This window comes from Pseudomonas azerbaijanorientalis (assembly GCF_019139795.1).
Taxonomy (GTDB): Bacteria; Pseudomonadota; Gammaproteobacteria; order Pseudomonadales; family Pseudomonadaceae; genus Aquipseudomonas; species Aquipseudomonas laurylsulfatiphila.
Window position 1 is genome coordinate 373847 of the sequence record NZ_CP077078.1, and the last position, 23152, is coordinate 396998.

21 protein-coding genes and 1 pseudogene are annotated in these 23152 nt (G+C 60.5%); 3 read left to right on the forward strand and 19 right to left on the reverse strand.

The genetic code is table 11. The features are described from left to right. Positions 1–63: 63 nt before the first annotated feature. From KSS91_RS01665 to KSS91_RS01725, 13 genes are all read right to left on the reverse strand, one after another. Positions 64–693: a class I SAM-dependent methyltransferase gene (locus tag KSS91_RS01665; RefSeq protein WP_217836864.1), complete on the reverse strand. Its 630-nt coding sequence runs from the start codon at positions 691–693 to the stop codon at positions 64–66. 168 nt (positions 694–861) lie between these two features. Then, entirely contained in the window at positions 862–1200 is a 339-nt protein-coding gene (locus KSS91_RS01670; RefSeq protein WP_217836865.1) for a DUF6124 family protein, read from the reverse strand. Between the two features lie 557 nt (positions 1201–1757). Continuing rightward, positions 1758–2402, reverse strand: coding sequence for a methionine ABC transporter permease (locus KSS91_RS01675; protein ID WP_102701880.1), 645 nt, complete (start codon positions 2400–2402; stop codon positions 1758–1760). Beyond that, the gene (locus KSS91_RS01680) at positions 2392–3513 is read right to left on the reverse strand and encodes a methionine ABC transporter ATP-binding protein (protein WP_217836866.1); all 1122 of its coding nucleotides are present in this window, start codon (positions 3511–3513) and stop codon (positions 2392–2394) included. The genes KSS91_RS01675 and KSS91_RS01680 overlap by 11 nt, the downstream gene beginning before the upstream one ends. Before the next feature lie 2 nt (positions 3514–3515). Continuing rightward, positions 3516–4325, reverse strand: coding sequence for a MetQ/NlpA family ABC transporter substrate-binding protein (locus KSS91_RS01685; RefSeq protein WP_217836867.1), 810 nt, complete (start codon positions 4323–4325; stop codon positions 3516–3518). 119 nt (positions 4326–4444) lie between these two features. Beyond that, positions 4445–5797 (reverse strand): LLM class flavin-dependent oxidoreductase, encoded by a 1353-nt coding sequence (locus KSS91_RS01690; RefSeq protein ID WP_217836868.1) that lies wholly within the window; start codon positions 5795–5797, stop codon positions 4445–4447. Beyond that, complete coding sequence (locus KSS91_RS01695) at positions 5798–6991, reverse strand: SfnB family sulfur acquisition oxidoreductase (RefSeq protein WP_217836869.1); 1194 nt, start codon at positions 6989–6991, stop codon at positions 5798–5800. 23 nt (positions 6992–7014) lie between these two features. Beyond that, on the reverse strand, positions 7015–8247 hold the full coding sequence (locus KSS91_RS01700) for an SfnB family sulfur acquisition oxidoreductase (RefSeq protein WP_217836870.1): 1233 nt from the start codon (positions 8245–8247) through the stop codon (positions 7015–7017). A gap of 375 nt (positions 8248–8622) precedes the next feature. Further along, positions 8623–9396 (reverse strand): hypothetical protein, encoded by a 774-nt coding sequence (locus KSS91_RS01705; protein WP_015093008.1) that lies wholly within the window; start codon positions 9394–9396, stop codon positions 8623–8625. A 482-nt stretch (positions 9397–9878) separates the two neighbouring features. Continuing rightward, the gene (gene tcyN, locus KSS91_RS01710; protein WP_007972898.1) at positions 9879–10634 is read right to left on the reverse strand and encodes an L-cystine ABC transporter ATP-binding protein TcyN; all 756 of its coding nucleotides are present in this window, start codon (positions 10632–10634) and stop codon (positions 9879–9881) included. Positions 10635–10638: 4 nt separating this feature from the next. Next, on the reverse strand, positions 10639–11304 hold the full coding sequence (tcyL, locus tag KSS91_RS01715; protein WP_007972897.1) for a cystine ABC transporter permease: 666 nt from the start codon (positions 11302–11304) through the stop codon (positions 10639–10641). Continuing rightward, positions 11304–12104, reverse strand: a complete 801-nt coding sequence (tcyJ, locus tag KSS91_RS01720; protein ID WP_015093009.1) for a cystine ABC transporter substrate-binding protein — start codon at positions 12102–12104, stop codon at positions 11304–11306. The genes tcyL and tcyJ overlap by 1 nt, the downstream gene beginning before the upstream one ends. Positions 12105–12401: 297 nt before the next feature. After that, positions 12402–13394 (reverse strand): D-cysteine desulfhydrase, encoded by a 993-nt coding sequence (locus tag KSS91_RS01725; protein ID WP_217836871.1) that lies wholly within the window; start codon positions 13392–13394, stop codon positions 12402–12404. A 190-nt stretch (positions 13395–13584) separates the two neighbouring features. Between KSS91_RS01725 and epsC the strand changes: the two genes are divergently transcribed. Continuing rightward, positions 13585–14511 (forward strand): serine O-acetyltransferase EpsC, encoded by a 927-nt coding sequence (gene epsC, locus KSS91_RS01730; protein ID WP_217836872.1) that lies wholly within the window; start codon positions 13585–13587, stop codon positions 14509–14511. A gap of 392 nt (positions 14512–14903) precedes the next feature. Further along, positions 14904–16865 (forward strand): choline transporter BetT, encoded by a 1962-nt coding sequence (gene betT, locus KSS91_RS01735; RefSeq protein WP_217838351.1) that lies wholly within the window; start codon positions 14904–14906, stop codon positions 16863–16865. Positions 16866–16888: 23 nt separating this feature from the next. Here betT and KSS91_RS01740 read toward each other — a convergent pair whose 3' ends face one another. Then, positions 16889–17149, reverse strand: coding sequence for a hypothetical protein (locus KSS91_RS01740; protein ID WP_007972888.1), 261 nt, complete (start codon positions 17147–17149; stop codon positions 16889–16891). Positions 17150–17335: 186 nt separating this feature from the next. On the opposite strand from KSS91_RS01740, the pseudogene KSS91_RS01745 reads away from it, so the two are divergent. Beyond that, positions 17336–17533: pseudogene (locus tag KSS91_RS01745) on the forward strand (aldo/keto reductase); the annotation flags it as partial. A 160-nt stretch (positions 17534–17693) separates the two neighbouring features. Here KSS91_RS01745 and tauD read toward each other — a convergent pair. From tauD to gshA, 5 genes are all read right to left on the reverse strand, one after another. After that, a complete protein-coding gene (gene tauD / locus KSS91_RS01750; RefSeq protein WP_217836873.1) occupies positions 17694–18536 on the reverse strand; it encodes a taurine dioxygenase in 843 nt (280 codons plus the stop codon). 128 nt (positions 18537–18664) lie between these two features. Further along, on the reverse strand, positions 18665–19498 hold the full coding sequence (gene tauC, locus KSS91_RS01755; RefSeq protein ID WP_126048610.1) for a taurine ABC transporter permease TauC: 834 nt from the start codon (positions 19496–19498) through the stop codon (positions 18665–18667). Next, complete coding sequence (gene tauB, locus KSS91_RS01760) at positions 19495–20289, reverse strand: taurine ABC transporter ATP-binding subunit (protein ID WP_217836874.1); 795 nt, start codon at positions 20287–20289, stop codon at positions 19495–19497. Before tauB ends, tauC begins: the two co-directional genes overlap by 4 nt. A gap of 16 nt (positions 20290–20305) precedes the next feature. Further along, a complete protein-coding gene (gene tauA / locus KSS91_RS01765) occupies positions 20306–21283 on the reverse strand; it encodes a taurine ABC transporter substrate-binding protein (protein ID WP_217836875.1) in 978 nt (325 codons plus the stop codon). 240 nt (positions 21284–21523) lie between these two features. Next, entirely contained in the window at positions 21524–23107 is a 1584-nt protein-coding gene (gene gshA, locus KSS91_RS01770) for a glutamate--cysteine ligase (RefSeq protein WP_217836876.1), read from the reverse strand. Positions 23108–23152 lie beyond the last annotated feature (45 nt).

A 23152-nucleotide genomic window follows, 5' to 3' on the forward strand; every position in this document is an offset into this window, starting at 1 on the left:
GCAGCCTGCGGCAGCTCCTACACCGTTGCCCCTGTAGGAGCTGCCGCAGGCTGCGATCTTTTGCTATTCAACGCGGCGCCACACACTCGCCAACCAAGGCTGCTGCTCCCGCGGCAGCCCGGCCGGCCGGTAGTAATGCTCCAACTCCACAAAACCCGCCTCGATCAGCAACTGCTGCCAGGCCGCCAGGTCGTGATACGACCCATAACGCGGTCCATTCCAGCCTTCCTGATTCTCGCCACGGGGATTGGAACTGAACAACACCCCACCCGGTTTCAGCGTTCCCCACAACTGCTTCAGCACCCGCGGTAGTTCCTGACGCGGAACATGAAACAGCACCGCATTGGCAAAGATCCCGTCGAAACGCTCGGCCGGTAGATCGAGCTTCAGAAAGTCCTGCTGCCATACCTCGCAACCACTGTCGTCCCGGGCCATCTGCGCGAATTTTTCCGAACCGTCGAAACCGACGGCTGTGTGGCCCATGCGGGTGAACGTCTGCAAATCACGACCCGGTCCGCAGCCAAAATCGAGAATGTCGAAAGGCGCCTCAGCCTGGATGTGCCGCAACAGGGAATCGATGTTCTGGCTGACGTCGTGATCGCGCGTCCCTTCACGGAAACTTTCGGCCACCGCGTTGTAGTGGCCCAGGGTCGTGGTGGTGATCTGTTCGAGGTCGATGGGTGTTTGTTTCATGGTCGGCTGCGCAGGCAATTTGGATTCACCGAATATACGCCATGGCGCCGGGGGCTGCTGCGCAGCCCATCGCGAGCAGGCTCGCTCCCACAGATATCCACGGTCAACTGTGGGAGCGAGCTTGCTCGCGATGGCGGTGGCACAGACAACCGATGATTAAAGTCAGACTCAGCCCTTTTTCATCCCCAAACACTCAATGGAGTGATCCACCATCGCCTTGGCAATCTCCAGCAAATGCCAGATCGAGTACACCATCGCCCGGTCGGCACCCTTGAGCTGATCGCCACACTGATACGCCGTGACCGAAGCACAGCGCAGCAGATCGGCGACATAGAGCTGGGTGTCTTCGAAGCTCACGTCCTTGCTGACGTTGTAGAAGCGCATTTCATCGGGTGGTGCGGGTTGCTTGCCGGTGAGGTGGAAATCAATGGCGCGGTAGAGCGCTGAGCGATCCCTGAGCGGGTCTTCGGTGGAGGTTTCGGGGGGATCGGGAACGGATTTTTCCATGAGTGTTACTCCTATTGCTGCATGGGAGCCATCACTTATCGCCTACTAAACGATTGGGTGGCGGCTGTACGCAGGTTAGTAGGCCGGTCAATAGGAAAACCGGTGCACCCGAAGGTGCCCCACGCACAGCCACCATATTCTGCATGCGGCAAAATTTGCCGGACATGAGCATGGAATCGCTATGCGCCTATTGTTCCGGGCTACTAAACCCGATCACTGATGAGCAGTGACGGACCGAGACTAGCCACGGGAATTGGCAGGCGCAAGCGAGCGAAATGATCTAGGAAATGTCCTGCAAAGGAAAGGGAACGAGCCTGCAAAACCGCTGATTTTCCTGTACGAAAACTTCCCTCCAAAGGCCAATGATGACCTGTGGCAAGGGAGCTTTTGTGGCAAGGGAGCTTTTGTGGCGAGGGGGCTTGCCCCCGCTGGGCTGCGAAGCGGCCCTAAAACCATTCAATGAGGTGTGCCAGAAAAAAAGAGCCCGCAGGTTTTGCGACTGCTGCGCAGTCGAACGGGGGCAAGCCCCCTCGCCACAAAGAGTGTTCACAACATGCCTAACGCTTGTTGAGGCCCCGAGCCAACCGATCCCCACCCAACTGAATCACCGCCACCAACGCCACCAGCAACACAATCACCGTCAACATGATCTGGCTATCAAACCGCTGATACCCATACCGATAGGCAATATCTCCCAGTCCACCGGCACCAATCGCCCCGGCCATGGCCGAGGAGTTGATCATCGTCACCAGGGTTATGGTGAACCCGCCGACAATCCCCGGCAGCGCTTCGGGCAACAACACATGCCAGACGATGTGCCAGCGCCGGCAGCCCATGGCTTGCGCCGCTTCGATCAATCCATGATCGACCTCGCGCAAACTGACTTCGGCAATGCGCGCAAAGAACGGCGTGGCCGCGATAGTCAACGGCACCACGGCCGCCCAGACGCCGTAAGTAGTGCCGACGATCAACCGCGTGAACGGAATCAATGCCACCATCAATATCAGGAACGGAACCGAGCGAAACAGGTTCACGAAAGCACCCAACACGCGGTTCAGTGCCGGGGCTTCGTAGATGCCACCCTTGGAGCTGGTGACCAGGATCACCGCCAGCGGAATGCCCGCCAACAGCGCGATGAGCGACGACACGCCGACCATCAAAAACGTGTCGATAAAGCCCTGCAGCAAGCGATCAAACCACATAACCCAGCACCTCCACCTTTTGCGCCCAATGGCTGGCGCGTTGACGCAATTCTTCGGCACCGAGGGGGGAGCCCGTCACCGCCAACAGCAGTTGCCCAAGCGCATGGCCCTGAATCCGTTCCACGCCGCCTTGCAGCAATCGCACGCGGCCACCCAGGGCGCTGAACAGTGCTGCTAGATCCGGTTCGTCGCGTTGGTTGCCGGTGAACTGCAAGCGCAGGACCACGGCAGCATCCGGGGCGTTCGATTGCGGCTGCAATCGGCTTTGCAGCTCTTGCGGCAATGCGTGTTGCAACGGCGCCAGCAACGTCTTGCTGACCTCATGTTGTGGATTGCCGAACACTTCCCACACCGGCCCCTGCTCGACGATGCGCCCGTGTTCGAGGACCACTACGCGATCACAGATCTCGCGGATCACCGCCATCTCGTGGGTGATCAAAACGATGGTCAGCCCCAGGCGTTGATTGATCTCGCGCAGCAGGCCGAGGATCGATTGCGTGGTCTCCGGGTCCAGTGCCGAGGTGGCTTCGTCGCACAGCAGGATTTGCGGGTCATGCACCAGCGCCCGGGCGATGCCCACGCGCTGTTTCTGCCCGCCGGATAGCTGCGCCGGGTAAGCCTTGTGTTTGGCCTGCAAGCCGACCAGTTCCAGCAGCTCACGGACTTTCTGCTCGCGTTGTTCCTTGGGCACACCGGCGACTTTCAGCGGCAGTTCGACGTTTTGCCAAACAGTCTTGGCCGACATCAGATTGAAGTGCTGGAAGATCATGCCGATGCGCCGACGCAGCGTCACCAGGCGGTCTTCGTCGAATTCGCCGATGTCGACCTGATCGATCAGTACCCGACCGCTACTCGGTTGCTCCAGGCGATTGATGGTGCGAATCAGCGACGACTTGCCGGCGCCACTGTGGCCGATGATGCCGAACACTTCGCCGCGCTGGATCGCCAGGTCGATGCCATGTAACGCGGCCACCGGGCCTTGTTGGCCGTTGTAGGTTTTGCCCAGGCCGATGAAGCGCACGTGGGCATGATTGAGTTCGGGATGCAGTTCGGTGCGCTCGGCGCTTTGCGGCTCTGGAATCTCCAGTCGCCGTTGGATGGCAGCGGTCATGCTCAGCTTTCCCAACCGGCTTGATAGAGCTTGCCGTGAGCTTTATCCAGTGCGGCGCGCACCGCGGGTGAGTGCTGGTAGATGTCGACGAACTTGATCAGGCGCGGGTCGGTTTTGCTCTTCGGCTGGATCACGAACTGAATCACGTATTCCTTGTGATCGAGGCCGTCGAACAGCAGCGCGGAGCCCGCGTCGAAGGTTTTCGACAAGCGAATGTAGGCCGGGTAGCCCTGCACCAGATCGGCATCGTCATAGGCGCGTACCAGTTGCACGGCTTCGACCTGGAGGATCTTGATGTTCTTCGGGTTGGCGATGATGTCTTCTTCGGTGGCTTTGTAGCCGACACCAGGCTTGAGGGTGATCAGGCCGGCCTTGGCCAGCAGTTGCAAGCCTCGACCACTGTTGATCGGGTCGTTGGCGATGGCCACGCTGGCGCCTTGCGGCAGTTGGTCGAAACTTTTGTATTTCTTCGAGTAGAGGCCGACGTTGTTGATGATCCCGGGCGCGAACGGCACCAGGTCGAAACCCGAGGCGGCCTTGGCGTTTTCCAGGAACGGGATGTGCTGGAAGTAGTTCACGTCGATATCGCCGGCGGCGAGGCTGACGTTCGGCGCGATCCAGTCGGTGAACTCCACCAGCTCGACTTTCAGGCCTTGTTTGGAGGCCTCTTCGACGGCTGCTTCAAGGGGAATGGCGAAAGCGGCGGTGGTGCCGATTTTCAGCGGCGCGTCGGCGGCGAAAACCGCAGAGCTGAACAGGCCGAGGGCCAGGGCCAGTGCTTTGACTGGGTGAGAGAGGGAGTGCTTTTTCATGATGAGTTGTCCAGTCAGTGCATTAATTTTTTGGTGTCTGGTGGGGCCTCTTCGCGAGCAAGCCCGCTCCCACATTTGGAATGCATTCCCCTGTGGGAGCGGGCTTGCTCGCGAAGCTTTTAGCGGCGGTAAGCCGAACCCGTATGTTGCTCAGGCAGATGCGCCTCCCGCTGAAACAGCTTTTCGCGCAAGGTGCCGCTGTCGTACGCAGTCTTGTACGACCCCCGCCGTTGCAACTCGGGAATCACCAGCTCAATTAAATCCTCATAGCTTTCCGGGGTGACGATGCGGGTCAGGTTGAAGCCATCCAGCCCGGTTTCGGCGATCCAGGATTCCAGCTCATCCGCCACTTGCTGCGCTGAGCCGACCACGGTGATGTAGCGACCGCCGAGGGCGTGTTGTTCGAGCAATTTGCGCCGCGTCCAGTCGTTGTTTTGCAGGTGTTTGGTGGCGGACTGGATCGCGTTGCTCTTCACGTACTGGATCGGCTCGTCGATCTCGTATTGGGAAAAGTCGATCCCAGTGGATGCCGAGAAATGCGCCACGCCGGCCTCGGCACTGGCGTAGCTCAGGTACTCGGCGTGTTTGGCCCAGGCCAGCTCTTCGGTGGCGCCGACGATCACATTCAGGCCCATGAACACCTTGATGTCCTCGGGATTGCGCCCGGCTTCGACGGCGCTGGCGCGCACTTTGTCCACCTGAGCCTTGGTCGATGCCTTGGTCTGGCCACTGATGAACACGCACTCGGCATGTTGCCCGGCGAACAGCAAGCCGCGATCCGAACTGCCGGCCTGGAACAGCACCGGTGTGCGCTGCGGCGAGGGTTCGCAGAGGTGATAACCCTCGACCTGATAGAACTCGCCCTTGTGCTCGACCTTGTGCACTTTCTCAGGCTGCGCATAGATCCGCTGCTGTGGATCGTTCAGCACCGCGCCGTTTTCCCAGCTGCCTTCCAGGAGTTTGTAGAGCACCTCCAGGTACTCGTCGGCCTGGTCGTAGCGACGGTCATGCTCGACCTGTTCGCGCAGACCCATGGCCTTGGCGGCGCTGTCGAGGTAGCCGGTGACGATGTTCCAGCCGACCCGGCCACGGCTGAGGTGATCCAGCGTCGACAGGCGCCTGGCGAACAGGTACGGCGCTTCGTAGGTGAGGTTGGCGGTCAGGCCGAAACCGAGGTTTTTCGTCACCGCGGCCATGGCCGACACCAGCAACAGCGGATCGTTGACCGGCAGCTGGATCGACTCTTTCAACGGCACGTCCACCGAATTCTGGTAGACGTCGTAGACCCCGACGATGTCGGCGATGAACAGGCCGTCGAACAGCCCGCGCTCGAGCAATTGCGCCAGTTCGGTCCAGTATTCGATCGTGTTGTAGCGGGTGGACGTGTCGCGCGGGTGCGTCCACAACCCGTGGTTAATGTGCCCGATGCAGTTCATGTTGAAGGCATTGAGCAGGATCTTCTTTTTAGCCATTCAGATGGTCCCCCGCAGTGGCGGGTTTTCATCGTTGAGGTAGTAGTTGCCCACGGCGTGGTACTTCCAGCGCACCGGGTCGTGCAGGGTGTGCACCCGGGCGTTGCGCCAGTGGCGGTCGAGACCGTGTTCGATCAAGGTCGCCTGACTGCCGGCCAGTTCGAACAGCGTGCTGCCGGCGGCCAGGGATATTTCGGTGCTCAGGGCGCGGGCTTCGGCGACGGCAATCGACGCGGCTGCGACGGTCTCTGCATTTGTGTCGGCCTGGGCGTTGTCGAGGTATTCGCCGGCACGCTCCAGCAGTGCCTCGGCGGCGTGCAGGCGGATGCTCAGGTGGCCGAAGCTCTTGAGGGTCAGCGGATCGTCCGTGGCTTTTTCGTGGGTGGCGTCGATCCATGGCCGGGTTTTGCTGCGCACGAAGTGCAGCGCGTCCTCATATGCGGCGCGGGCGATACCGGTGTCGATGGCGGCATGGAGAATCTGCGCCAGCGGGCCGACCGGCGTCGGGCGCTCGAAGGCGCTTTGAAAGGGGATGACATCTTCGGCCGCGACGTAGACATCTTCGAACACCACCGAACCGCTGCCGGTGGTGCGCTGGCCGAAGCCGCTCCAGTCATCAATTACGGTGAGGCCCTTACTGTTGCGCGGGACGAACGCCAGTTGCTGCACACCATTTTCATCCACCACCGAGGTGGGAATGCGCTGGGCGTAAATCGCGCCCGTGGCGTAGAACTTGCGACCATTGATGCGATAGCCGCTGCCATCGCGGGTCAGGCTGGTGATGCGATCGTGGGCGGTTTTGGTGCCGAGTTCGGCGAGGGCATTGCCGAAGCGCTGGCCGGCCAGCACTTCGGCATATAGACGTTTTTTCTGCTCGTGGCTGCCGTTCACGCGCAGCACTTCGAGGGCATAAAAATTGTTCTGCGGAATTTGCCCCAGCGAGCCGTCGGCCTGGGCGATCAGAGCGATGACCTTGGCCAGGGTGACGTTGGAAACACCGGCGCCGCCATATTCCTTTGGCACGCTGATGCCCCAAAGGCCCGAGCGGGAAAACACCTCCAGTTCGGGGTGTGGCAAACGGCGTTCACGGTCGCGCGTGGCGCTGTCACGTTTGAAATCTTCGGCCAGATCGCTGGCGACAATCAGGGCTTGCTCATCGCTGGTGATGACCGCGACGGGGTGAGAAATGCTCATGTGCTTCTCCAGATGTCTGGTCGTTAAATCCAGGAATGACGATTAGGCAGCGTGCCGTTGAGGCGATAGGCGCCGATGGCGTGATACTTCCAGCGCACCGGATCGTGCAGGGTGTGCACCCGGGCATTGCGCCAGTGGCGGTCGAGGTTGAATTCGGCGAGGGTGGCGCGGCTGCCGGCCAGTTCGAACAGCTTTTCGCTGGCCAGCAACGAAATCTCGGTGGTCAGCACTTTGGCTTCGGCCACGGCAATCGAGGCGCGGGCGGCGGATTCGGCGGTGAGCGGTGTGGCGCTGACTTCATCGAGCACCTGCCCGGCTTTGCGCAGTAGCGCTTCGGCGGCGTGCAGTTCGATTTTCAGCTTGCCGATATCAGCGATCACGTACAGGTCATCGCTGGCCCGCTCGACCTTGGCGTCGATCCACGGCCGTGCGCGGGTTTTCACGAAGTCGATGGCGTCGTCGATGGCACCCCGGGCGATACCGGCGTCGATGGCCGCCTGAATCAGTTGGGAGACGGCGCCCTGGATGTTCGGCGTGTCGTTGATCCGCCAGTTATCCACCACCAGTTCGGGATCGACCTGCACGTTGTTGAGCAAAATCGTGCCGCTGGCGGTGGTGCGCTGACCAAAGCCGGACCAGTCATCGACGATGCGCAATCCCGGCGTGCCGCGACGGATGAACGCCAGCACTTGTTTGCCGTCGTCGTTCAATGCCTTGACCGCAACCCAATGGGCGAACAGTGCACCGGTGGAATAGAACTTCTGGCCATTGAGGACGCCGTCGGCGGTGAGGCGAGCCTTCAGTTCCAGGGTGTTTTTGGTGCCGCGTTCCGGCCCGGCATTGCCGATGCGCCAGCCATCCAGGACGCTTTTGAACAGTTGCCTTTTCTGCGCTTCGGTGGCGCTGCCGAGGATCAGGTTAAGAATGCCGAACTGGTTTTGCGGGATCTGCCCAAGGGCCGGGTCGGCGGCGGAAATGATCGCGAAGACCTCGGCCAGGGTGACGAACGAAACCTGCGGGCCACCGTACTCGCGGGGGATGGAAATGCTGCCCAGGCCGCTGCGGGTGAAGTGTTCGATTGCAGACCATGGGAGCTTGCGCAACTGGTCACGCTTGGCCGCTTGCAGGCGCGCAACGTGCGCCAGTTCGTGGGCCGCCTTGATGGCTTGGGCATCGTTACGCAAGACTTGTGCGGGCAACAACAACGGGGCGATGTCCAGGTCACTCTGGACGATTGCATCTGCCAGACTGGACATCAGTGCCACTCCTTGGCTGCTCGCAATGCCCTGGCGATCTGCACTGGGTTGATTGTGTTCCGGACCATACCTACCTCACATCTCATGGAAGCGCCGCTTGTGGCCGCGCATGAAAACAAGAATGTCCGGTGGTCCGGTTTATATACCCTAAACGTGTATAAATATTTTATGAACTAACTTTTAGGAATATGAATAGAAGGTGTTCTGGGGGGGGAGGGGCACAATCTCTGTGGCGAGGGGCTTGCCCCCGTTCGGCCGCGCAGCGGCCGCAAAACCTGCTACTGCAATGTCCTGATGGACCGAAGTTGCATATTTTTGGACGCTTCGCGTCCAACGGGGGCAAGCCCCCTCGCCACAAAAACACGGTGGGCACAGTCACTGCCGCCGCTGTCTGCAGGGTTCAGCAGCCTTGAGATGCTGTTTCTTCGGGACTTTCACATAAGGATTGGCGCAACCGATCTTCAGCGTGCGGGCCGGTGCCCAGCGGGAGTTGTTGCCTACCCTGTCGAGAATGCAGTACGTCACTTCCAGGTGCAGATCTTCGCCTGCTTCGAGGATGATGGCCGGCGGTATCCAGACGTGGATCGGCTGGCCTATATCGGCGGACTTGAGCGGTGGCAGATCCATGCGCACATCGCCCCAGCGCAGGGTGATCTCGTCGTCGACGGCCATGTTCAGGTACGGCTCGATGGTCAAGGGAACACCGCGTTTGACCTGACTCGGATTGACCCCCTGACGGCAAATCGCTTCGGGAATGCTCACTGGTGCCAGGCACTGGTTTTCATCGCCGCACAGCGCCGAGGGTTGGCCGCCTGGACAGTCGAGTTTGATCTGTACGTTTTGACTGGCCGATACCGCCGGACCCCGGCCAATCTGCATGACCCGGTAGTGAATGCGCGAAGTACCGTTGGCGACAAAACTCTCAGGCACCCGCAACTGCACCGGTCGGCCGACATCGCTGGCCGTCAGCACGCGGGAGGCCACGTAGCAGTTGTCCCAGAACAGTTCGACCAGGTCTCCTGAGTCCATGGCGGGGTAGGGCGCCACATCGATCAGCAGGTGCGCCGCGCAGGTGACGTTGATGCCGGCCTTGTTCGATCGCGCCAGGGTCGGGGCCGCAAGCCTGGATGTGTTCGAGGTGCTATTCATGAAGTCTCCTTGAAGTCTTGCAACGAAGTCCGTTTCTGGAATATCAAAAACCAATAATCGAACAGAAAAACCATTCATTACTTTGAGCGGAAATAATGATTTAAATGTGAAGGGTGTCGCTGGATGGAGACTAGATAAGAGTCAGGGAGATCAGGTGTCAATAAGATTTATTAGTTGTGGTGGTTGTGTGGTGCTATTCAGAAAGTTCCTACGGATCCAAGTAATTAAACCATGTCTGTTCGTCGAGTTTTTCTGCTGAAGGCACGGAAATAAGGGCGGACTGTTGCAAGACGTGGGCACCGTCTTGCGATAGAAGATCTGATTTAATTGTCACTGTTTAATTGTTGTGATGCATATATTTGTACCGCGCACGCGTATAGGATATGCATGTTAAATAGATGGGTTTGATTTGGTATTAATGAAGCGTATTTCGAGGGGTATCACTTCCGTCCATGGAAGTTTACCGTTGTTACGCAGGGTTTTTAGTTGTGTGCGTTATTCAGGAACTTGCTCAGGAACTGTCGGGTTCGCTCTTCTTTCGGGTTGGCAAACAACGCCTTCGCTTCGCCTTGTTCGACGATCACGCCCTTGTCGAAAAACACCACACGGTTGGCCACGTCCCGGGCAAAACCCATTTCGTGGGTGACGATCACCATGGTGCGCTTCTCTTCGGCCAGGCCGCGGATGGTCGCCAATACCTCGCCCACCAGTTCCGGGTCGAGGGCCGAGGTCGGCTCATCGAACAGGATCACTTCGGGCTCCATTGCCAGCGCCCGGGCAATCGCCACGCGCTGTTGCTGGCCACCGGAGAGGCGACGCGGGTAAGCGTCCTCCTTGCCCGCCAGACCGACCTTGGCCAAGAGTTTTTTACCCAGGGCTACAGCATCGGCGTGCGGGGTCTTCTTGACCACGATCGGGCCTTCGATGACGTTTTCCAGGGCGGTGCGATGGGGGAACAGGTTGAAGTTCTGGAACACGAAGCCCACGTGCTGGCGCAAACGTCGCACCAGGCTCTGCTGCTGGTTCAGGGGCCGGCTGGTATCGATCTCGATATCGCCGACCTTGATCCGGCCGCTGGTGGGTTCTTCCAGAAAATTCAGGCAGCGCAGAAAGGTGGTCTTGCCCGAACCGCTAGGGCCGATGATCGCGACCACCTCGCCTTCCTTGACCTCAAGATCGATGCCATTGAGCACGACTTGACCCTTGAACTGCTTTGTCAGTTTTTCCACGACAATCATGGGGTCAGGACTCCTGGTCGTGCCGATTGACCCGCGCTTCCAACTGGTTCTGCAGGTGCGACAGCACCGTGGCCAGGACCCAGTAGATCAGTGCGGCGGCAAGATACATGGTGAAGATTTCAAAGGTGCGGGCGGTGATCAGTTGCGCCTGACGGAACAGCTCCGGCACCTGGATGGTAGCGGCCAGCGCCGTGTCCTTGACCAGCGAAATGAAGCTGTTGCCCAGCGGCGGCAATGCGGTGCGCATGGCCTGCGGCAGGATGGCCCGGCGCAGGGTTTGCGCGCGGGTCATGCCGATACTGGCAGCGGCTTCCCACTGGCCGCGCTCGATGGAGCTGATCGCGGCACGCAGGATTTCGCAGGCGTAGGCGGCCATGTTAAGCGAGAAGCCGATCAGGGCCGCCGGCAGCGGATCAAGTTCCAGACCCAATTGCGGCAAGCCGTAATAGATCACGAACAGTTGCACCAGCAACGGCGTGCCGCGAAAGAACGACACGTAGATGCGGGCGATCCAGCTCACCAGTTTGAAGCGCGACAGGCGCATCAGCGCCAGGCCGAACCCCATCACCAGGCCGAAGAACATCCCGCCCAGGCTGAGGATGACCGTGTAGTACGCGCCCTTGAGTAGAAAGGGCACGGAGTCCAGTGCGAGTTGGAAAGCTTCTTCCATTATTGAGTGACGTCAGCGTTGAAGTATTTTTCCGAGAGTTTTTTCAGGGTGCCATCGGCGCGCAGCTTGTCGATCGCCTTGTTCACCGCGGCCAGCAGTTCAGGCTCGCCTTTGCGCAGGGCAATGCCGGCTTCCTGACGGGAGAACGCGTCACCGGCGGCGGTGGTGTCCTTGGCCTTCTTGGCGTACTCCAGTGCGGCCAGGCGGTCGATCAGAATGGCGTCGATACGGCCGACACGCAGGTCCTGGAACTTGGTCGGATCATCTTCATAGGTGCGGACATCGGCGGTCGGCACATTGGTTTTCACCCACTCTTCGTAGTTGGTGCCCAGGCCTACGCCGACTTTCTTGCCACCCAGGTCGGCAGCGGTCTTGATGTTCAGCTCGGCGGCCTTCTTGGTCAGCACCAGCGCCTGGATACCGGAAACAGTGTACGGCTCGGAGAAGTCATACTTCTTCTTGCGCTCTTCGGAGATGGTCACCTGGTTGATCACGGCGTCCAGACGCTTGGATTCCAGGGCCGCGAGGATGCCGTCCCATTTGGTCGGTTGCAGTTTGACCTTGACGCCCAGCTCTTTGGCCAGGGCTTCGGAGAACTCGACTTCGAAGCCGGTCAGTTTGCCGTCGGCATCGACGAAACTGAACGGTGGGTAAGTGCCTTCCAGGCCAACGTTGATCACGCCGGCGTCCTTGATTTTTTGCAGTTGCTCACCGGCAACGGCTTGGCCAATCAGGCCGGCGCTCAGTGCCAGGCCCAGCGAGCCCACCAGCAGATTGCGACGTAGTGCGGAAAAATTCATGACAAGCCCCTGTGTTTTCTTATGGAAGACGCTTTAGGAAAGTTGGCAAATTCGGGAATCGGACGACTGCGATATCCTGCCCTAATGCAGCTTATGCGTCTCGCTGCAAATTCACCTGCGGCGTGAATATAAGACGCCGCCGTTAGATAGGAAAATAATAAATATTCTTTTTGTTATGCGTTAAATGAATATGTGGTGATTGTGAGAAAAGATCGCAGCCTTCGGCAGCTCCTACATGGATTGGCATTCACCTGTAGGAGCTGCCGCAGGCTGCGATCTCTTGATCTTCCGAATCGGTTACAGAAAATCCTTATAGGCAAACAACGCCGGCGCCCCGCCAGTGTGCAGGAAGATGATCGGACCTTCGTCGAAACGCTGACGCCCGATCCCGTCCAGCAGGCCCGCCATGGCCTTGCCAGTGTAGACCGGGTCCAGCAGCAAGCCTTCCTGACTCGCCAGCAGCTTCACCGCCGCCAGTGTTCCGGCATTCGGCTCGCCATAACGTGGGGCGAAGTATTCATCCCACAGCTCAACCTTGAACGCGTCCGGCAGGTCCACGCCCAGCAGTTCGGCAGTGCGTTCAGCCAAACCTTGAACCTTTGGCCGCTGGTCTTCATCGCTGCGTGAGACCGTCACGCCGATCACTGGCAGCTCCGGCAGTGCTTCACTCAAGGCCAGTGCCAGACCGCTGTGGGTACCGGCACTGCCCGAGGCCAGGACCACGGCGGCGAACGTCAGGCCGGTGTCCTTAATCTGTTCGGCCAGTTCCAGCCCGGCGCGTACGTAGCCGAGTGCGCCCAGCGCGTTGGAGCCTCCGATCGGCACCAGGTACGGCTTCTTGCCGTTGCTGCGCAGTCTGTCGGCCAGTGCCTGCAGTTGTTCGTCGGCGTTATCGAGGTTTTCCACCAGTTCGACCTTGGCATCGAACAGGTCGAGCAGCAGGCGGTTGCCGTTGCCGGTGTAATTGTTGTCATCGGTGCCGAGGGGGTTTTCCAGAAGGGCTACGCAGCCCAGACCCAGTTTCGCCGCAATGGCAGCCGTCTGGCGCACGTGGTTCGATTGCAGCGCGCCGGCGGTGATCAAGGTGTCGGCACCCTGGGCCAGCGCATCGGCGGCCAGGTATTCGAGTTTGCGCAGCTTGTTGCCGCCCATTGCCAGCGGCGTCAGGTCATCGCGTTTGACGTACAGGTCGCGACCCAGCCAGGTCGACAGGCGTTCGAGTTTTTCCAGGGCGGTGGGTTGACCGAGCAGGTCGAGGCGGTTAAAGCGGGCAAGCTGTTGTTTGATCATGGGTCCGTACTGGCCGTGGAAGATCTCAGGACTATAGGCACGCGAAAAAGGCTGGGCAACCGTCAATTGCTTATAGCCAATCGTAATGAGCACAGCATTATTGGTTCTTAATTTGCCCCGCTGCCCTTGCCGTAAAGTAATCGCCGTCAGTGCGGCCAGACAGTCCGGTCGCCCGTGAGGAGTTTTTACCGTGAGTGAGCGTTCCAGCCATTGGCAATTGCAGACCATCGTCAGCCAACTGCGCACCGCGCGTGAGCAGTGGCGAGCGCAAAATGGCCGGGCCAGTACCGAGCAGGGCGGTCGCGAGTTGCCCTCCCGGGCGGCCATGGCAGAGATTCTCGAAGCCTTGTGCGGTGCGCTGTTCCCGATGCGCCTGGGGCCGGTTGACCTGCGCGAAGAGAGTGAAGATTTCTACGTCGGCCACACGCTGGATGTGGCGTTGAATGCGTTGTTGGCCCAGGCGCGACTCGAATTGCGCTATGCCGCGCGCCACGGTGCCCAGGCCGATACCGAAGTCGAAGCCAGGACCATCCAGATCATCCAGGACTTCGCCCTCGCCCTGCCGGGCTTGCGCAGCCTGCTGGACACCGACGTACTGGCGGCCTATCACGGCGACCCGGCAGCGCGCAGTGTCGATGAAGTGCTGTTGTGCTACCCGGGGATCCTGGCGGTGATTCACCATCGGCTGGCCCACCATCTGTACCGTGCCGGGCTGCCGTTGCTGGCGCGTATCAGCGCGGAAATCGCCCACTCGGCCACGGGTATCGACATTCACCCCGGCGCGCAGATCGGCCGCAGTTTCTTCATCGACCACGGCACCGGCGTGGTGATCGGCGAAACCGCGATCATCGGCGAGCGCGTGCGGATTTATCAGGCCGTGACCCTGGGCGCCAAGCGTTTCCCGGCGGACGAAGACGGCCAGTTGCAGAAAGGCCAGCCTCGGCATCCGATTGTCGAGGATGACGTGGTGATTTATGCCGGGGCGACGATTCTGGGGCGGATCACCATCGGCCAGGGTTCGACTATTGGCGGCAACGTCTGGCTGACCCGCAGCGTGCCGGCGGGCAGCAACCTGACCCAGGCGAATCTGCAGCATGAAGATGGGGCGCAGAAGTAGGCCTTTGAATCTCCGTTGTCTGGTCTGGCCTCATCGCGAGCAAGCTCGCTCCCACAATGGTTCTCTGGTGAACACAACTGTTGTGGCCGGCATTGAACCCTGTGGGAGCGAGCTTGCTCGCGATTGGATTTCAAGTCGAATCGAGTCGCCAATCCCGCACCAGATCCTCCCTTGAGCTAGCGTATTAACACTACCGCCGAGCCCTGCGATTAGTCCTTAGCCCCCTATCCATGTTTAACTTGAACGTTCATTCAAGTTAAACCGGCGGTTCGCTGCCCGCTCACAACAGGAGGCTTGCCTTTGCTGAGTCCGATTTCTACAGCCACGTTTTACCCCTTCGAGGTGCACCGTACATGAGTGCATCGTCCATCCCTCCAAGCGGCCTGGTCCGCATGAATCCGCCGGTGTTCTGGTTCTCGGCGAGTTTCATTCTGTTGTTTGGTGTCGTTGTCATCGCCATGCCCGAACAGGCCGGTGCCTGGTTGCTGGCGGCGCAAAACTGGGCGGCCAACACGGTCGGCTGGTATTACCTGCTGGCGATGACCCTGTATCTGGTCTTCGTGGTGGTCACCGCCTTGTCTGGCTACGGCAAGATCAAGCTCGGTGCCGACCACGACGAGCCCGAATTCAGCTATTTGTCATGGGCCGGCATGCTGTTCGCCGCGGGGATCAGCATCACCCTGTTTTTCTTTTGTGTGTCCGAACCGTTGACCCACATGCTGCAGCCGCCCCAGGGCGAAGCCGGTACGGCGGATGCGGCGCGTCAGGCGATGCAGATTCTGTTTTTGCACTGGGGTTTGCATGGCTGGGGCGTGTTCGCCTTTGTCGGTATGGCGCTGGCCTATTTCGCCTATCGCCACAACCTGCCGCTGGCCCTGCGCTCGGCGCTGTATCCGCTGATCGGCAAGCGCATCAATGGCCCCATCGGCTACGCGGTGGATGGCTTCGGCATCATCGCCACGGTGTTTGGCCTTGGTGCCGACATGGGTTTTGGTGTGTTGCACCTCAATTCGGGCCTGGACTACCTGTTCGGCATCGCCCACACCCAGTGGGTTCAGGTCGGCCTGATCACCCTGATGATGGGCGCGGCGATCATCGTTGCGGTGTCGGGCGTCGACAAGGGCGTGCGGGTCATGTCCGACATCAACATGCTGCTGGCCTGTGCGCTGTTGCTGTTCGTGTTGTTTGCCGGCCCCACGCAGCACTTGCTCAACACCCTGATCCAGAACCTCGGCGATTACCTCGGCGCCTTGCCGATGAAGAGTTTCGACCTCTATGCCTACGACAAACCCAGCGACTGGCTGGGCGGCTGGACGGTGTTCTATTGGGCCTGGTGGATCGCATGGTCGCCGTTCGTGGGCTTGTTCATCGCGCGGATTTCCCGTGGCCGCACCATCCGCGAATTCGTCTTCGGCGTGCTGCTGATTCCGCTCGGCTTCACCCTGGCGTGGATGTCGATCTTCGGCAACAGCGCCATCGATCAAGTGCTCAACCACGGCATGAGCTCGCTTGGCATGTCGGCTATCGACAATCCGTCGATGACGCTCTACCTGCTGCTGGAAACCTACCCGTGGAGCAAAACCGTCATCGCGGTGACGGTGTTCATCAGCTTTGTGTTCTTCGTCACCTCCGCCGACTCCGGCACCGTGGTGCTGTCGACGCTGTCCGCCAAGGGCGGTAATCCCGATGAAGACGGGCCGAAATGGCTGCGGGTGTTCTGGGGCGCAATGACCGCAGTGGTGACCAGTGCGTTGCTGTTTTCCGGCAGTATCGATGCGTTGAAGTCGGCGGTGGTCCTGACTTCGTTGCCGTTCTCGCTGATCTTGCTGTTGATGATGTGGGGGCTGCACAAGGCGTTTTATCTGGAGTCGCAGAAGCAGATTGCGCAGATGCATTCGTTGGCGCCGGTCTCGGGTTCTCGGCGTGGCAAGGGCGGCTGGCGGCAACGGCTGAGTCAGGCCGTGCATTTCCCGTCGCGGGACGAGGTTTATCGCTTCCTCGATACGACGGTGCGACCGGCCATTGAGGAAGTGTCGGCGGTGTTCCGCGAAAAGGGGCTGCACGTGGTCATGCACCCGGACCCGGCCCATGACAGCGTCAGCCTGGAAATCGGCCACGGCGATCAGCATCCGTTCGTTTATCAGGTGCAGATGCGCGGCTATTTCACGCCTTCGTTTGCCCGTGGCGGCATGGGCTCCAAGCAACTCAACAATCGCCGTTACTACCGGGCCGAAGTGCATTTGAGCGAGGGCAGCCAGGACTACGACCTGGTGGGCTACACCAAGGAGCAGATCATCAACGACATCCTCGACCAGTACGAGCGGCACATGCAGTTCCTGCATCTGGTGCGTTGATCACGGGCAGGGCGCCGGGGCTTTTAGCTCTCGGCGCTCAGCACCATGAACAACACCAGCGCCGCCACGGGGATGCTGAACACCATCGTGCCGATCCCCAGTTCCGTACTCAACGACTGGCCGGCGGTCACCACGCCGATGGCGCCGTTGATCACCGTCAGCGCCAGCCACAGGATCACGAAACTGTAGGTGAGTGTCTGGCGGCTGAAGCCGAGTTTCTCGCCGATGAACAGCATCATCGCGAGCAGGACCAGGCCGAAGGTGATGATGATGGTGGTGTGCATGGCTTCTTCCATCCTTGCGATCGTTATCGCGTCTTCGTTGCTTTGGCGACTGTGTTCCTGTCGGCCCGGATCACGCAAGTCTGTCGCTTTTTTGTTGAATTCTCCAGGCAGATTAAATTACTGTGAAACGTTTCAGCACTTAGTCGAATCCCGGGTTTTCTGGTGTCCGTCCGGACGTGTGCTGGGCGACTGGCGCTGGCGTGGACCCTGCGCGACCCGCGAGTCACTTCGGCATTGATTGGCGTGAGCCGGCCGGAGCAGATCATCGAGAACGTCGGCGCGTTGAAGAACCTGGGCTTCAGTGCAGAGGAACTGGCGGAGATTGACCGGTTTGCCCAGGAGGGCGGGATCAATCTTTGGGAGAAGCTTTCGACTGCGGAGTAAGTGACCGGCACTGGATTTTTGGTGCCTGTTCCGGCCTCTTCGCGGGCAAGCCCGCTCCCACAGGTTCAGCGGTATTCACAGGATTTGTGTACGACACGAGCACTGTGGGAGCGGGCTTGCCCGCGAAGGGGCCATTTCAATCAATACAGAAACCGGCTGATCACCGAAAAAACGGCACATCCCCCAACACCGTCGCCCGCTGCATCACCCGCCGCGCTGGCCGGTAATCATCCACCGCGTAATGCTGGGTCACGCGGTTGTCCCAGAACGCAATGTCGTCCTGCTGCCAGCGCCAGCGAATGGTGAATTCCGGCCGCGTCGCGTGGGCAAACAGAAACTTCAGAATCGCCTCGCTTTCGGTTTCCGACAATTCGTTGATCTTCGAGGTGAAGCCTTCGTTGACGAACAGCGAACGCCGCCCGCTCACCGGGTGCGTGCGGATCACCGGGTGTGACAGCGGCGGATTCTTGCGCCGTGCTTCCTCCCACTGGGCCAACGCTTCGGGCGTGTTGCCATAGCGCTCCAGCGGGAACGAACGGGTGAAATCGTGGGTGGCAGTCAGGCCTTCGAGCAAGGTTTTTACCGGTGCCGACAGGGCTTCATACGCGGCAATTCCGCTGGCCCACAAGGTGTCGCCGCCAAACTCCGGCAGCAGCTTGGCGCTGAGCACAGCGCCCATGGCCGGGGTCGGCAGGAAGGTCACGTCGGTGTGCCAGATCGCGTTATCGCGCACGTCGGTGACGGCGGTGTCGAGGACCAGCACTTCCGGTTGTTCCGGCACATTGGGGTAGATCGGGTGAATGTGCAGATCGCCGAAATTCGCGGCGAATCGCGCCTGTTGCTGTGGCGTGATCGGCTGGTCGCGAAAGAACAGGACCTGATGCTTGAGCAGGGCCTGCTCGATGGCGTCGCGTTGTTCCGCGCTCAGCGGCTGGCTGATGTCGACGCCGCTGATTTGTGCGCCGAGGGCCAAGCTTAAAGGGGTGATGGTCAACTCGCTCATGGTGTTTCTCTTGAATTCGGGTGCGCTTTTTGTGGGAGCGGGCTTGCTCGCGAAAGCGGTGTGTCAGTCTTAATAATGTTGCCTGACACTCTGCATTCGCGAGCAAGCCCGCTCCCACATTTATGATTTCAGTGGGCCTGGCCGTGCCACGGCACCAGTTTGCGTTGCAGGGCGCGCAGGCCCAGCTCCATCGCGAAGGCGATCAGCGCAATCACCAAGATCCCCAGCACCACCACATCGGTGACCAGGAACTGCGCGGCGGACTGCACCATAAAGCCAAGACCGCTGGTGGCGGCGATCAATTCGGCGGCGACCAGGGTCGACCAACCGACACCGAGGCCAATGCGCACCCCGGTCAGAATGTCCGGCAAGGCACTCGGCAAAATCACGTGGCGGATCAACTGTGCGCGAGTGGCACCCAACGACTGCGCGGCACGCAATTTGGCCGGGTCGACCGTGCGCACGCCGGTGGCGGTGGCGATGGCAATCGGGGCGAAGATCGCCAGGTAGATCAGCAGCACTTTCGACAGTTCGCCGATACCGCACCAGATCACGATCAGCGGCAGGTAGGCCAGCGGTGGGATGGGCCGGTAGAACTCGATCAGCGGGTCGAGCACGCCACGGGCGATACGATTGGCGCCGATGGCGATGCCCACCGGCACGGCGGTGAGAATCGCAAAGCCGAGGCCCAGGCCGATGCGGCTCAGACTCGCGCCGAGGTGCTGCCACAGGGTTGAGTCCATGTAACCCGAGGTCGCCAGCAGCCAGCCTTTTTGCAGCACGGCGGAAGGTGGCGGCAGGAACAGCGGCTCGATCAAACCGGTCGCCGTCACGGCCCACCAAATGACAATGAGCGCGGCCAGTGTCAGCACGCTGATCCAGCGAGTGCTCAAGCTGCGTCGTGCCGCAGGCACGGGAGTGCCTGGCTTTATCGCGGCGACGGGTATTTCGTAACTGCTCATGCGCGCTCCTGCCGCTGGGCGGCGCTGCGTTGGGAGAACACTTTGGCGAGTACGTGTTCGCGGGTTTCGATAAAACGCGGATCGGATTTGATCGAGCGGGCCGACTCACCGGCGGCATAACGCTGACCGAAGTCGAGGCTCAGGCGCTCGACGATTTGCCCCGGGTTCGGCGCCAACAGAATCAGGTCGGTGGCGAGGAATACGGCTTCTTCGATGTCGTGGGTAATCAGGAACACCGGCTTGGCGGTGCGTTGCCAGACTTGCAGCAACAGCTCCTGCATCTGCTCGCGGGTGAAGGCATCCAGGGCGCCGAAAGGTTCGTCCATCAGCAACACGCGCGGGTCGGCGGCGAGCGCGCGGGCCAGGCCGACACGCTGTTTCTGGCCGCCCGAAAGCTGCCAGATGCGGCGTTGTTCAAAGCCGGAAAGATCGACCAGGGCGAGCATTTCCCGGGCGCGAGCTTCGCGTTTGTCCCGGGCAATACCGGCCAGCTCCAGGCCGAAACCGACGTTGGCCAGCACGTCTTGCCAGGGCAGCAGCGCGTCGTCCTGAAACACCACGCCGCGCTCGGCGCTCGGGCCTCTGACGGGCACGCCGTCGAGGGTGATGCGCCCGGCGCTGGGTTCGACGAAACCGGCAATCAGGTTCAACAGCGAAGTCTTGCCACTGCCGGACGGGCCGAGGGCGACCAGCAGTTGCCGGGGGCCCAGGCTCAGGGAGATATCCGCCAACACCGGTTCCGGGTTGCCGGGGTACTGTGCGCTGATACGCTCCAGCTGTAGCAAAGCCATCGCAGTCAACTCCCGATCAATTGGTGATGAACTTGGCGCTGACGTACGGCGCGTAGTCCGGCAGCACCGCCTCGACCTTGCCTTGCTCCTTGAGGAACGCCGCAGTGTCGGTGATGGCTTTGGTGGTCGGCGCGCCGAGGGTGAGCACCTGATCAGCTGCCAGCGGGTAGACGTTGCCTTGCAGCAGCAGCGGAATATCGCTGGCCTTGGCGCCGGACAGTTTTACCAGCTTGTCGACGTTGCCCTGGTTGGCGAGCCAGGCTTTTGGGTCTTTGCGGTAGTCGGCGTAGGCGTCGAGGGTGACTTTGGCGAACGCGGAGACGATCTGCGGATGCTTCTCGGCGAAATCCTTGCGCACGATCCAGGCATCGAAAGTCGGAGCACCGAACTTGGCCAGTTCACCGGAGGTGATCAGTACCTTGCCGTTTTCCTTGGCCACGCCGAGGGCCGGGTCCCACACGTAGGTGGCGTCGATGTCACCGCGTTTCCAGGCGGCGATGATCGCCGGTGGCGCCAGATTGAGAACGGTGACTTTCGAGGGATCGATGTTCCAGTGCTTCAGTGCCGCGAGCAGGCTGTAGTGGCCGGTGGATACAAACGGCACGGCGATTTTCTTGCCGATCAGGTCTTGCGGGGTCTTGATCCCGGAGCCGTCGCGGGCGACCAAGGCTTCGGCGGCGCCGATCTGGGTGGCGATGAGGAAGGTTTCCACCGGGACTTTGCGAGTGATGGCAGCGGTTAGGGGGCTGGAACCGAGGTAGCCGATCTGCACGTCGCCGGAGGCGATGGCGGCGATGATATCGGCACCGTTGTCGAATTTGCGCCAGCTGATATCGGCTTTGGTGGCTTTTTCGTAAGCGCCGTCGGCCTGGGCGACTTTCGCCGGGTCAACGGTGGTCTGGTAGGCAACGGTGACGTCGGCCGCCTGGGCAAAGAAAGTCGCGGTAGCCAGCGTTGCGGCCGCCAGCAAGCGTAGAGGGAAAGTCAGTTTCATCAGAAAGCTCCTTGTCAGGCGACCGAATGTCGGCGTGATAAAGAGACTAAATGATCTAATAATTCGAAAATAAATAACTTATTCGAATTAGCTTATGAGAGGAAAACTTGAGGAGCGACCACTACGTGGTCATCGCGAGCAAGCTCGCTCCCACAGTGGATCTTCGGTGTGAGCACAATCGTGCAAACACCACTGAACCCTGTGGGAGCGAGCTTGCTCGCGATAAGGTCCGAAGGACCTTCAGTTGCTGATCGCCAGAATGCTCGCCTGGTACGCCCCGACAAACACATCGAAATCACCGACCTCGTTCTGCTCCAGCTCAGCCTGTTGAGCCAGCGATGAACGCGCCCGCTCTTCAAACTGCGCTTGTTCTTCAGCCGCCAACGGCTCGCTGCGGAAGAACTCGGCATGCGCCTGGCTTTGGCGCAGCGAGAACTGGGCAAAGCTCTCCTTGTGTTCGGCCATCGCCGCCAACACTTGTGCCGACGGCGTCAGGGACGGGTCCCGGACCTTGGCCATCTGGGCGTCCAGCGCCTTGCTGTGGGCATCGCCGCCATGGCTCTGGTCGAGCATCGCCGCCAGCGGAGCGATTTTTTCCAGCAGCTCACCGGCCCATTCCTTCAGATCAACCGGCTGACCGTCGCGTTGCAGTTGCAGGCCAGGACGACGACCCTCCTTGACCACGCTGAGGAAGTTCGAAGTCGCGTTGCCGCAGCTGGTGTTGGTCAGCAGCGGGCTGTCGTTGAGCGCGCAGTACAGCAGGAACGCATCGAGGAAGCGCGACTCGGTAAGGTCGATGCCCATCGGCAGGAAGGGGTTGATGTCCAGGCAGCGTACTTCGACGTACTGGATGCCCCGGGCCATCAGCGCCTGGATCGGCCGCTCGCCGGTATAGGTCACGCGTTTCGGGCGGATGTTGGAGTAGTACTCGTTTTCGATCTGCAGGATGTTGGTGTTGAGCTGCACCCACTCGCCATCCTGGTGGGTGCCGACTTCGACGTACGGCGCATACGGCGTGGCCACCGCTTTGCGCAGGCTGTCGGTGTAGCTGTTCAGATCGTTGTAGCACGGCGTCAGGCCGGCCTGGGCGTTGCTCTGGTAACCCAGGTCGCTCATGCGCAGGCTGGTGGCGTACGGCAGGTACAAAGTGTGCGGGTCCAGTTGTTCCAACTGGTGCGAACGGCCGCGCAGGAAGCCGGCATCCAGCGCTGGCGACGCACCGAACAGGTACATCAGCAACCAGCTGTAGCGGCGGAAGTTGCGGATCAGCGCGATGTAGGACGACGACTGGAAATCGCGGTCGCTGCCGACAAAGCCTTCGGCCTGCCTGAGCAGCGGCCAGAGTTTTTCCGGCAGGGAGAAGTTGTAGTGGATGCCGGCAATGCATTGCATGGTCTTGCCGTAACGCAGGGCCAGGCCCTTGCGATACACGTACTTGAGCTGCCCGATATTGGACGTGCCGTAATAGGCGATCGGGATGTCTTCCTCGGCCGGCAAGGGGCACGGCATCGATGGGCTCCACAGGTACTCGTTGCCGAGCTTGCTGTAGGCAAAACGGTGAATGCTGTCCAGGCTCGCCAAGGTGTCCGCCGGGTCGGGCAGGGCCGGAGTGATGAACTCCAGCAGCGACTCGGAGTAGTCGGTGGTGATCTGTTCGTTGGTCAGCGCGGAACCCAATTCTTCCGGGTGCGGCGTTTGCGCCAGGCGACCTTCGCCGGTCACGCGCAGGCATTCACGTTCGATGCCGTGAAGGCACTGTTCGAGCAGAGAGAGGTTAGCGCGCTCGCCGAGCAGGGCCAGGCGGCGGTTGAGAAGTTCGCTCAAGTTGGATTCCTTCACGCGTCAGTCGCCCCAATATGGGGGTGGGCA

Excerpts from the sequence above, each read along its gene's own strand:
- tauA (WP_217836875.1), bottom strand. The coding sequence starts at position 21,283 with ATGAAACTGACTTTCCCTCTACGCTTGCTGGCGGCCGCAACGCTGGCT.
- KSS91_RS01665 (WP_217836864.1), bottom strand. The coding sequence starts at position 693 with ATGAAACAAACACCCATCGACCTCGAACAGATCACCACCACGACCCTG.
- KSS91_RS01705 (WP_015093008.1), bottom strand. The coding sequence starts at position 9,396 with ATGAATAGCACCTCGAACACATCCAGGCTTGCGGCCCCGACCCTGGCG.
- tcyL (WP_007972897.1), bottom strand. The coding sequence starts at position 11,304 with ATGGAAGAAGCTTTCCAACTCGCACTGGACTCCGTGCCCTTTCTACTC.
- KSS91_RS01670 (WP_217836865.1), bottom strand. The coding sequence starts at position 1,200 with ATGGAAAAATCCGTTCCCGATCCCCCCGAAACCTCCACCGAAGACCCG.
- KSS91_RS01690 (WP_217836868.1), bottom strand. The coding sequence starts at position 5,797 with ATGGCTAAAAAGAAGATCCTGCTCAATGCCTTCAACATGAACTGCATC.
- KSS91_RS01700 (WP_217836870.1), bottom strand. The coding sequence starts at position 8,247 with ATGTCCAGTCTGGCAGATGCAATCGTCCAGAGTGACCTGGACATCGCC.
- tauC (WP_126048610.1), bottom strand. The coding sequence starts at position 19,498 with ATGAGCAGTTACGAAATACCCGTCGCCGCGATAAAGCCAGGCACTCCC.
- KSS91_RS01685 (WP_217836867.1), bottom strand. The coding sequence starts at position 4,325 with ATGAAAAAGCACTCCCTCTCTCACCCAGTCAAAGCACTGGCCCTGGCC.
- tauB (WP_217836874.1), bottom strand. The coding sequence starts at position 20,289 with ATGGCTTTGCTACAGCTGGAGCGTATCAGCGCACAGTACCCCGGCAAC.
- tauD (WP_217836873.1), bottom strand. The coding sequence starts at position 18,536 with ATGAGCGAGTTGACCATCACCCCTTTAAGCTTGGCCCTCGGCGCACAA.
- KSS91_RS01675 (WP_102701880.1), bottom strand. The coding sequence starts at position 2,402 with ATGTGGTTTGATCGCTTGCTGCAGGGCTTTATCGACACGTTTTTGATG.
- KSS91_RS01695 (WP_217836869.1), bottom strand. The coding sequence starts at position 6,991 with ATGAGCATTTCTCACCCCGTCGCGGTCATCACCAGCGATGAGCAAGCC.
- tcyJ (WP_015093009.1), bottom strand. The coding sequence starts at position 12,104 with ATGAATTTTTCCGCACTACGTCGCAATCTGCTGGTGGGCTCGCTGGGC.
- KSS91_RS01680 (WP_217836866.1), bottom strand. The coding sequence starts at position 3,513 with ATGACCGCTGCCATCCAACGGCGACTGGAGATTCCAGAGCCGCAAAGC.
- betT (WP_217838351.1), top strand. The coding sequence starts at position 14,904 with ATGAATCCGCCGGTGTTCTGGTTCTCGGCGAGTTTCATTCTGTTGTTT.
- tcyN (WP_007972898.1), bottom strand. The coding sequence starts at position 10,634 with ATGATTGTCGTGGAAAAACTGACAAAGCAGTTCAAGGGTCAAGTCGTG.
- KSS91_RS01725 (WP_217836871.1), bottom strand. The coding sequence starts at position 13,394 with ATGATCAAACAACAGCTTGCCCGCTTTAACCGCCTCGACCTGCTCGGT.
- KSS91_RS01740 (WP_007972888.1), bottom strand. The coding sequence starts at position 17,149 with ATGCACACCACCATCATCATCACCTTCGGCCTGGTCCTGCTCGCGATG.